The 8,813-nt window shown below is 35.2% G+C and carries 8 protein-coding genes; 7 read left to right on the plus strand and 1 reads right to left on the minus strand.

Going from position 1 to position 8,813, the window contains the following annotated elements:
- Positions 1–191 (minus strand): hypothetical protein (locus BT999_RS12125; RefSeq protein ID WP_425429662.1); only part of this gene is annotated, 191 nt, incomplete at its 3' end.
- A gap of 508 nt (positions 192–699) precedes the next feature.
- Here BT999_RS12125 and BT999_RS12130 point away from each other — a divergent pair.
- The 7 genes from BT999_RS12130 to cas2 all read left to right on the plus strand — a co-directional run bounded on the left by BT999_RS12130 (position 700) and on the right by cas2 (position 8,593).
- Complete coding sequence (locus BT999_RS12130; protein ID WP_072698051.1) at positions 700–2,919, plus strand: CRISPR-associated helicase/endonuclease Cas3; 2,220 nt, start codon at positions 700–702, stop codon at positions 2,917–2,919.
- Between the two features lie 106 nt (positions 2,920–3,025).
- Complete coding sequence (cas5c, locus tag BT999_RS12135; RefSeq protein ID WP_084650712.1) at positions 3,026–3,781, plus strand: type I-C CRISPR-associated protein Cas5c; 756 nt, start codon at positions 3,026–3,028, stop codon at positions 3,779–3,781.
- Positions 3,774–5,633, plus strand: coding sequence for a type I-C CRISPR-associated protein Cas8c/Csd1 (gene cas8c / locus BT999_RS12140; RefSeq protein WP_072698052.1), 1,860 nt, complete (start codon positions 3,774–3,776; stop codon positions 5,631–5,633). The genes cas5c and cas8c overlap by 8 nt, the downstream gene beginning before the upstream one ends.
- Positions 5,634–5,636: 3 nt before the next feature.
- A complete protein-coding gene (gene cas7c, locus BT999_RS12145) occupies positions 5,637–6,473 on the plus strand; it encodes a type I-C CRISPR-associated protein Cas7/Csd2 (protein ID WP_072698053.1) in 837 nt (278 codons plus the stop codon).
- A gap of 52 nt (positions 6,474–6,525) precedes the next feature.
- Entirely contained in the window at positions 6,526–7,209 is a 684-nt protein-coding gene (gene cas4, locus BT999_RS12150; RefSeq protein ID WP_072698056.1) for a CRISPR-associated protein Cas4, read from the plus strand.
- 5 nt (positions 7,210–7,214) lie between these two features.
- The gene (gene cas1c, locus BT999_RS12155; protein ID WP_245791021.1) at positions 7,215–8,222 is read left to right on the plus strand and encodes a type I-C CRISPR-associated endonuclease Cas1c; all 1,008 of its coding nucleotides are present in this window, start codon (positions 7,215–7,217) and stop codon (positions 8,220–8,222) included.
- A gap of 80 nt (positions 8,223–8,302) precedes the next feature.
- On the plus strand, positions 8,303–8,593 hold the full coding sequence (gene cas2, locus BT999_RS12160) for a CRISPR-associated endonuclease Cas2 (RefSeq protein WP_072698054.1): 291 nt from the start codon (positions 8,303–8,305) through the stop codon (positions 8,591–8,593).
- The last annotated feature ends 220 nt before the right edge of the window (positions 8,594–8,813 follow it).

The raw sequence follows: 8,813 nt of genomic DNA on the forward strand, positions 1-8,813 counted from the left end.
AAAGACGAAGGACTTGCACGCAATGGTATATTTTTTATGCTTCTCCAAAAACTATCCTTGATACGCAGTTGCTTGCTGCCACAATGCGGGCAAACAGCCTGTCCCATCCAAGAAACTTGTAATACCACGGGTTTGGCGGAAACAACATTTTCTATTGTAAATTCTGGCAAACCGATTAGAATTCTTTCCACAGGGCGATCTCCTTTCTTTGGTCGGAATCGCGTTTTGCCCTGTTAGGCATACCGCTTTATGGCAGTATGTCTTTTTTATTAGATTTTTTCTACCTGCCCCCGTCTTTGAGGGAGAGCCATTTAAATATGAAGAAATTTTGTATTTGGATACAGGTTTCTATTACTAATGGAAAAATTGACTCTATAAAAACAATGAACAAAAAGCTATTGCCACCGTTTTGAGTATCCTTGATGATAAAACAGACGAGGAATGAATAGTCTTTTCCAGATAACACTCTTATACTAATAAAATGTTTTTATTGTTTTAGTATACCCCTAAAAATATCTCCAAACCTTAATGTTTCAGTACATATGACGCAATATAATAGTTAATATACTTGCATCACCAGTAAAAAATCTTTATATAATGCATAAAAGACTATATTTAGTCTTTTATCCTAAAGTTTGTGGCTAGTCATAAAAGATACAACTTGATTTGTAAACAGCTACTTAGCATCGAGGTCATTACATGACGCATTCTTATCTCGCCCATTCTGAAAATAGAGATGGTAATACTCATTTATTAAAAGATCATTTAACTAACACTCAAAAACTGATTAAAACTTTTGCTAATAACAAAACCCAAGAAAAAATGCTTAGCCTTGTGGCGTTGTTACATGACCTTGGCAAATATCAAGAAGAGTTTCAAGCTTATTTAAAAAATGGTGGTCAAAGAGGTTCTGTGCCTCATGCCCGTTGGGGTGCAATCGTCGCACGCCAACTTGATTGTCATGAACTGTCTTTTTGCATCAATGGGCATCACAAAGGGCTAGAAAACAGTATAGCTTGGGAGAAAGAAGATACTGTTGTTGACGTAGATAAGGGTGAAGATAAAAAATGGCAGGAGTTATATAAGCTTTTTTTAACAGATATGAGTATTCGGCATAAAGAATTTGTACAAGCACTACGTGATTTACTTGCTGAATTAAAGGCGTGTAGCTACAACAAATTAGAAAGAGAGTTACTTACACGATTTATTTTTTCGTGTTTAACTGATGCCGATTGGTTAGATACAGAGTCGCATTTTTCACCTGATAAAGCTGAGTTGCGTGGTGGTAAAAAACTAGACCTTGAAAATTGTTTAAAACAAATTGAGGCTATTTTTCAGGGATTTGAAAGCCATCAAGCAAGTCTAAAAGAAATTAATGTCTTACGAAATCAAGCCAGAAAACAGGCCTTAGAAAAAGCAAATGGAAAGGTAGATTTTTATTCTCTTAATTTACCCACAGGACTAGGCAAAACACTAACCTCGTTTCATTGGGCATTAGAACACGCTAGGGCAAATAAACTTAAACGTATTATTATTGTTTTACCTTATGTAAATATCATTGACCAAACGGCGGCATTATTAAAAAAATATTTTGGTGAAGATAATATTTTAGAACATCATGCTAGTTTTAATGAAGAGAATAAGGAAGAAACAAAGAGTATAAACGAAGAAACAGATAAGAAAAAACTCGCCTGCGAAAATTGGGATTATCCCATAATAGTTACAACAACAGTACAATTTTATGAATCTTTGTTTTCCAATAAACCTTCAAAATCTAGAAAAATACATAATATCGCCAATTCAGTAGTGATTTTAGACGAAGTACAAACTTTATCCAAAGAATTAGTTCTGCCTACGCTTGATATGCTTAAAGATGTACAAAAAGTTATGAATACGAGCTTTGTATTTTGTACAGCCACCATGCCCGCCTTTGAAAAACATGAAAACTTTAATGGAGTTGAACGCCTAATACCATTAGTAGATAATGCTGAAGAGCTGTTTAATAAAACTAAAAGAGTTAATTTCAACTTGCTTAATGAGCTAAATCCACTCTCCATAGACGATTTAAAAACACAGGTGATTTTAACAGGCGAAAGGGGTAAGTCAACGTTAGTTATTTTTAATACTAAACAGATTACTAAAGATTTTTATCTGTCGCTAAGTGTTATGAAAAACTGGGAAAAATCTTATCATCTATCCACAAATATGTGTCCTGTGCATCGTAAAGCTGTCATAGAAAATATTCGAGCTGATTTAAAAAATAAAGTAAAAATTCTTGTTGTCTCGACTCAACTTATAGAAGCAGGCGTTGACTTTGACTTTCCGTGTGTGTTTAGAGCGATAGCCCCTTTAGAGTCCATTATTCAAGCCGCAGGTCGTTGTAATCGAGAAGGTAGCATGGCACAAAAAGGTGAAGTTTATCTGTTTGAGCTTGAAAATGCCATTTATCCAAGCGGTGCATATAAAACAGAAATGGAATTAGCGAAGCTATTAATAAAAGATAATGTTCAACGGTTAGATGAATATAGTTTTTTTAAAAATTACTACCAACAGGTTATGTCGCTTTATATTGAAACAAAAAAAATTACACCTGTGCGTGAAGCTTATGACTTTGAAAAAGTTAATAGCATGTATAAATTAATAGATAATGCGACGCAAAGCATTTTTATCTATCAATATAATGATGAAAGCAAAGAATTATATCGCAAAATTGAAGAAAAACAAAGTTTAGGACTAAAACCTTCACGTTCAGATTTTAGAAAACTCCAAGTATATTCAGTACAAGTATACCCCAATTTTTTTCAAAAAACAAAAGGTCTATATCGAGAGATTAACGGCGTTATTGTTTGGGACGGTAAATATAATGAGACACTTGGTCTTGATATAGACAATCAAAACCTTGAAACACTTTTTGTTTAAATCAAAATATGTACTATTGTATAAGTTGTTTTACTTTTTATAGATAAAATATTATGTTTAATAACACGATGAGAGAACGTACTTAACTTTAAAAGATGGAGACAATATGTCAGTAATACTAGATGAACAAATAGTCAGAGTAAAAATAACCGGGGAATTTGCTTGTTTCACTAGACCAGATTTAAAAGTAGAAAGAATGAGCTATCCTTGTATGACGCCATCAGCCGCCAGAGGAATATTAGATTGTATCCTATGGAAACCTGAATTTAAATGGTATGTTAGACGCATTCTTATTCTTAAGCCAGTTCAATATTTTTCTATAAAACGTAATGAATTAAAGAGTAAGCAGAATGCAAAGCCTCTTATTATTGAAGATGAAAGAGATCTGAGAAATAGCATTGTTCTTAAAGATGTGGCTTATATTATTGAAGCCTCTGTTTTTCAAGATACCTTTGATGTAAAAAATCCGCCTATCAAATATGTAGAAATGTTTAATAGACGAGTAGCCAAAGGGCAGTGTTTTAGAAGGCCTTATTTGGGGACTCGTGAATTTGCTTGTGAGTTTTATACGCCTAACCCAAATGACCAACCTATTTTAGAAACTATACCTATAGGTAGTTTATTTTATGATATGTATTATGACCCAGCAGGCAAGCCACAGCCTTTATTTGCCTACGATATGGCAATTATTAACGGAGTCTTAGATTGTGAACAGGCTAAAAACGCCAACGGTATTTTAAATGAAAAGCTGATGAGTTCGAGCCATCTTAGACCAAAACGCACAGCGGGTATACAAGAGTTAATGGCGTTTTATGATAAACAGGAGGCAGAAGAGTTAAACAAGGAGCGGGCAAATGCTTAATGAATTAGTAGCATATGGAAGTCATCATGTTCGTAAACCCGAAGACAGCAATGCACTTAAAGAAGAAAAAATTGGGACAGATTTAATTATCGACGCACAGGGAAATTTTAAAACGTTTGTTATCCATGATAAAAAACAGCAAAAAAATACAAAAGCAGAAGCCTTATCTTCTAAAAAAGGTAAAGCAAGACTTTTGTTAGATAAAGTAGAAGAAACTCTAGAGCTTGAAGCTAAAAAGCATGAATTATATTTAACAAAACTAAATGAATATAAAGATGTATCTTCTATCCATCCTGTTTTACTCTTTTATAATGAAAATAAAGAAGCTGGGCTGAATGCGGCTAAACTATACTTTGAAGCACTGCCCGAAAAACAAAAAGATTTAGGTAATATCGCTTTTTTGTTAAGTGGAGATGACGGCAGTTTAAAACGTATCCATGAACAAGCTGATGTAATTCAAGCTATTATTGAGCGTTTTGAACAAGGCCAACAAAGTAAACAAACAACAAAGCTCTGTTCTATTTGTGGTAAGGCGGATCACCCTGTTGTAGCAGAACCGCACGGTATGATTAAAAGAGTGCCAGATGGGCAAATGTCTGGTTGTGCTTTTGTTTCATATAATAAAAATGCTTATGAATCCTATGGCTTCAAAGGCAATGAAAATTCTTCTATCTGTACAGCGTGTGCGAGAAACTATGTTGAAGGTTTAAATTACTTACTGAATAATGGTGTGCCGGAAATAAAAGAAGATGCAAAAGGTAAGCCCAAAGAATATTTTAAATATTCAAACCGTAAAAATTTGGCATCAGATACAGCAATGATTTATTGGACTCGAAGTAATGCTAATGTCCAAGAAATAGAATATCTTGATAACCCCGAAGATAATCGTGATGATATTGAAGCTTTCTTTTCACAACCGCAACCTAGTTTTAATTCCGTCCCCAACGCCGAAGCCGTTGGGCTTATAATAAATAGCCCTTGGTCGGCTAAAGAACAAAGCTTAAAAAGTGTTGATGTTGACCGTTTTTATTCTTGTATTTTATCTGGTGCCGCTGCTCGTATTGCCGTTAGGACTTGGATAGAAACTAATACCTCAGACTTGCGTGCGAATATTAAAACGTGGTTTGAAGATATACGCATTGAAGACTATGATTTTGATACAAAAGAGCAAAAAAAGAAATTGTTTTCAATTAGAGAACTCGCAAATTGTTGTTGTGTGCATAGAAAAGACTCTTCGGAGTTTTATAAATTAGATAAAAAAGACGATTTTATAGGACGAGCTAGCAACACGTTATGGCAATGTGCTTTAACCAATAAAATGCCTCCAAAAACTTTATTAGATAGAATTTTACGACGTATTAGAATGGAAGAGGGCAATGTTACTCCCGCACGGGTCGCTTTGTTAAAATTGATTTTAAACCGAAGAAGAGAAAAAGGAGAGGTATGCAAAATGAAAGAAAAGCTGGATACAGATAACACAAACGTCGCCTATAATGCGGGCAGGATTTTTGCTGTACTTGAAAGAGTGCAATCTGCCGCTTTAGGTAAAGAACTAAACGCACCAATCAGAGACCGTTTTTTCTCGGCAGCTTCAACAACGCCTTCCGCCACTTTTGGGCGACTCTTTAAAATGGCTTCTCATCACTTAGCTAAATTGCGTGGTGAAAAACCCGGTTTTGCTTTTAATCTAGATAAAGATTTAGGTGAAATTTGTTTAAACATTAAAGAGTTTCCCGCTATTTTTAGCCTAGAAGATCAAGGGCGTTTTGCCATTGGCTATTATCATCAAAAACAAGCTCAATTTAGCAAGAAAGATGCTGATAACGCTGAAACCACTACTACAAAGGAGTAGAATATGTCTAACGCAATTAATAATAGGTATGACTTTGTATTTTTATATGATGTTAAAGATGGCAACCCTAATGGCGACCCTGATCAAGCGAACCTTCCTCGTGTCGATGTAGAAAATCAAGAGGGTCTGGTTACTGACGTTTGTATTAAACGTAAGGTGAGAAATTATGTACAACTAAAACATGATTTTAAATCACCATATAATATTTTTATTCGCCAGGGAACAGCCTTAAACACAACAATTGAAGCTGCTAAAGGTGAAAAGTTAGACGAAAGACAAAAAGATCTGTGTAAAGATTTTTATGATATTCGTACCTTTGGTGCAGTGATGAGCACGGGGAAAAACCCCGCTGGCACAGTGCGTGGTCCTGTGCAATTTACCTTTTCTCGTTCAGAAGATAGAATTTATCAGGCGGAACACTCTTTAACCCGTTGTGCTGTTACGACTGAAGAAGATGCTAAAAAACAAGAAGGGCGTGAATTTGCCTCTACTTTTGGGCGTAAAGCAACAGTCCCTTATGCCCTTTATCGTATGCACGGTTTTGTTTCTGCGGTTGATGCGGGTAAAAGTGGATTTACAGAGGAAGATTTAGAACTCTTGTGGGAGGCACTTTTAAACGCTTTTGAACACGATAGAGCGGCCGCCAGAGGCGAAATGAATCCTCGTAAATTAATTATATTTAAACATCAAAGCCACTTAGGAAACGCTCGTTCGGGTGAACTTTTTGAGAGAGTAACTGTTGAAAAACAAGTCGAATTACCCAGAAAATGGAGTGATTATCTTGTAGATATAGACAAAAACAATTTGCCGACAGGAATAGAACTTATAGAAAAACTCTAAGCAAAACTCATGATGGGTGTTGCTCCTTATACTGAAATGTGGATTAAAACTAATGTATTCAGAAGATGATTTGCTGGCTCTTTCCGGTTTACAACATTTGGCGTTTTGTGAGCGTCAATGGGCGTTAATCCATATAGAACAGCAATGGACAGAAAACCTTTTAACTGTCCAAGGTAATATTTTGCATGAAAGAGTTGATGACCCTAGTCTAGTGGAAACACGAAACGGGGTTATCATCTCTCGTGCTATGCCTATACAATCGTTTCGCTTAGGGCTTTCGGGTGTGGCTGATGTCGTAGAATTTCACCAAGTTAAAACGGCTGATAATGCTATTAAAATAGCAGGCAAAGACGGCTTTTGGCGGCCTTTTATTATAGAATATAAACGTGGAAAGCCTAAAATAACTGATATTGATAAAATTCAACTCATGGCACAAACAATCTGTCTTGAAGAAATGTTTTCAATCACAATTCAAAAAGGTTCATTTTTTTATAATGAAATAAAACGGCGTGATAATATTGAATTTGACAGCGATCTTAGAAATAAAACAGAAAAATTAGCTGAAAGAATGCATTATTTGTTTCAGCTTGGACAAACGCCAAAGGCAAAGTATACAAAATTATGTAAGGCATGTTCTCTTTATGATTTATGCCTGCCTAAAATGCCTAAAACAACGGTTAAAAGTTATATTAACAGTTGTTTAGAAGAAGGGGGTGGCTTATCAGACGACTTTTAAATACTTTGTTCGTTACTTCTCCTGATGCTTATCTTGCAAAAGATGGGGAAAACATAGTTGTACAGGTTGAGGGAAAAGAAAAACTGCGTTTACCTATTCATACCTTAGAAAGTATTGTGAGTTTTGGCTATGCGGGTGCTAGCCCTGCTTTGATGTATTTGTGTGCTAAAATGGGAGTCGGTCTGTCCTTTCATAATGAATACGGAAAGTTTTTAGCTCGTGTCAACGGTCCGACTCAAGGCAATGTTTTATTGCGTAAAAAGCAGTATCAAAACTCTTCAAACGAAACAGCTTTGAAAATTGCTTGTAATTGTATCGCTGCAAAAATCTTAAATTGCAAAACAGTATTACAAAGAGCCGTTAGAGACCATGAACAGACCGTGTCTGTTTCTATTTTAAACGATGTTTCTGCCAAACTTGTTGACGCTAAGAATAGTCTTTTAAAGGCGGATAACCTTGAGACAATACGCGGTATAGAAGGTGATGCTGCACGCTGTTATTTTTCTGTTTTTAGTGAGCTTATTCTTGTAGAAAAAGATAAGTTTTTTATGAATCAACGCAGTAAACGACCGCCTAAAGACCCTGTTAATGCGTTATTATCTTTTGTTTATACAATGCTTGCCCATGATGTAAAATCTGCTTTAGAAAGTGTAGGACTCGACCCTTATGTAGGATTTTTACATAGAGATAGACCGGGGCGGGCTTCTCTCGCTTTAGATATAATGGAAGAGTTAAGACCAGTTTTAGCTGATCGTTTAGTGCTTTCTCTTATAAATCGGAAACAAATAAGTTATAAAGATTTTATTCTGAAAGAAAATGGAGGAGTTATCCTTAAAGATGAAGCACGTAATACGGTTTTGTCTACTCTACACAAAAGAAAGCAAGAAGAGATTTTACACCCGTTTTTAAATCAAAAAATTAAAATAGGGCTTGTACCTTTTGTGCAATCAATGTTGTTAGCTCGTTATTTGCGTGATGATATTGATGGTTATCCACCATTTTTTTGGAAATAATTTATAGTTTAAAACTCAACAGACAGTTATTGTGTCATTTATTTTTAACAGTTTCAATATGTTATATTAAAGGTAAATTTATGATGGTTCTTATCGCTTATGATGTAAATACTGAAAATAATGAAGGTAAAACACGCTTGCGTAAGGTTGCAAAAGCCTGCGTTGATCACGGACAGCGTGTACAAAATTCTGTTTTTGAATGCCTCTTAGACCCTGCACAATTTCAACTTTTAAAAAATACGCTTGAAAAAATTGTAAATGCCCAAACAGATTCTTTAAGGTATTATTTTCTTGGCAGTAATTGGAAAAATAGAGTAGAACACTTTGGAGCAAAGCCCGCTTATAACCCCGAAGGTTTTATAATGGTTTAAAGATTATTGTTTATTTCAAGTGCGAACGTATAGCTCTCATGGAAATTGAGTAGGTTTCGCAGTATTTGAAATATATGAACTTTTGTTTTTTTAGAGTATTTTTTGTTAAGCTAACTTGGTTTGATTTTTTTGTATCGCAAAAGATAGCTTATTTATAGCTGTAGTTGCTTATATATTTTGCACTACGTCGCTCCCCGTGCGGGAGCGTGGATTGAAACCG

The organism is Desulfovibrio litoralis DSM 11393, assembly GCF_900143255.1.
GTDB lineage: Bacteria > Desulfobacterota > Desulfovibrionia > Desulfovibrionales > Desulfovibrionaceae > Frigididesulfovibrio_A > Frigididesulfovibrio_A litoralis.

What these genes read in the sequence shown, in the direction of transcription:
- cas7c (WP_072698053.1), top strand. Translation starts at nt 5,637, where the DNA reads ATGTCTAACGCAATTAATAATAGGTATGACTTTGTATTTTTATATGAT.
- BT999_RS12130 (WP_072698051.1), top strand. Translation starts at nt 700, where the DNA reads ATGACGCATTCTTATCTCGCCCATTCTGAAAATAGAGATGGTAATACT.
- cas5c (WP_084650712.1), top strand. Translation starts at nt 3,026, where the DNA reads ATGTCAGTAATACTAGATGAACAAATAGTCAGAGTAAAAATAACCGGG.
- cas8c (WP_072698052.1), top strand. Translation starts at nt 3,774, where the DNA reads ATGCTTAATGAATTAGTAGCATATGGAAGTCATCATGTTCGTAAACCC.
- cas2 (WP_072698054.1), top strand. Translation starts at nt 8,303, where the DNA reads ATGATGGTTCTTATCGCTTATGATGTAAATACTGAAAATAATGAAGGT.
- cas4 (WP_072698056.1), top strand. Translation starts at nt 6,526, where the DNA reads ATGTATTCAGAAGATGATTTGCTGGCTCTTTCCGGTTTACAACATTTG.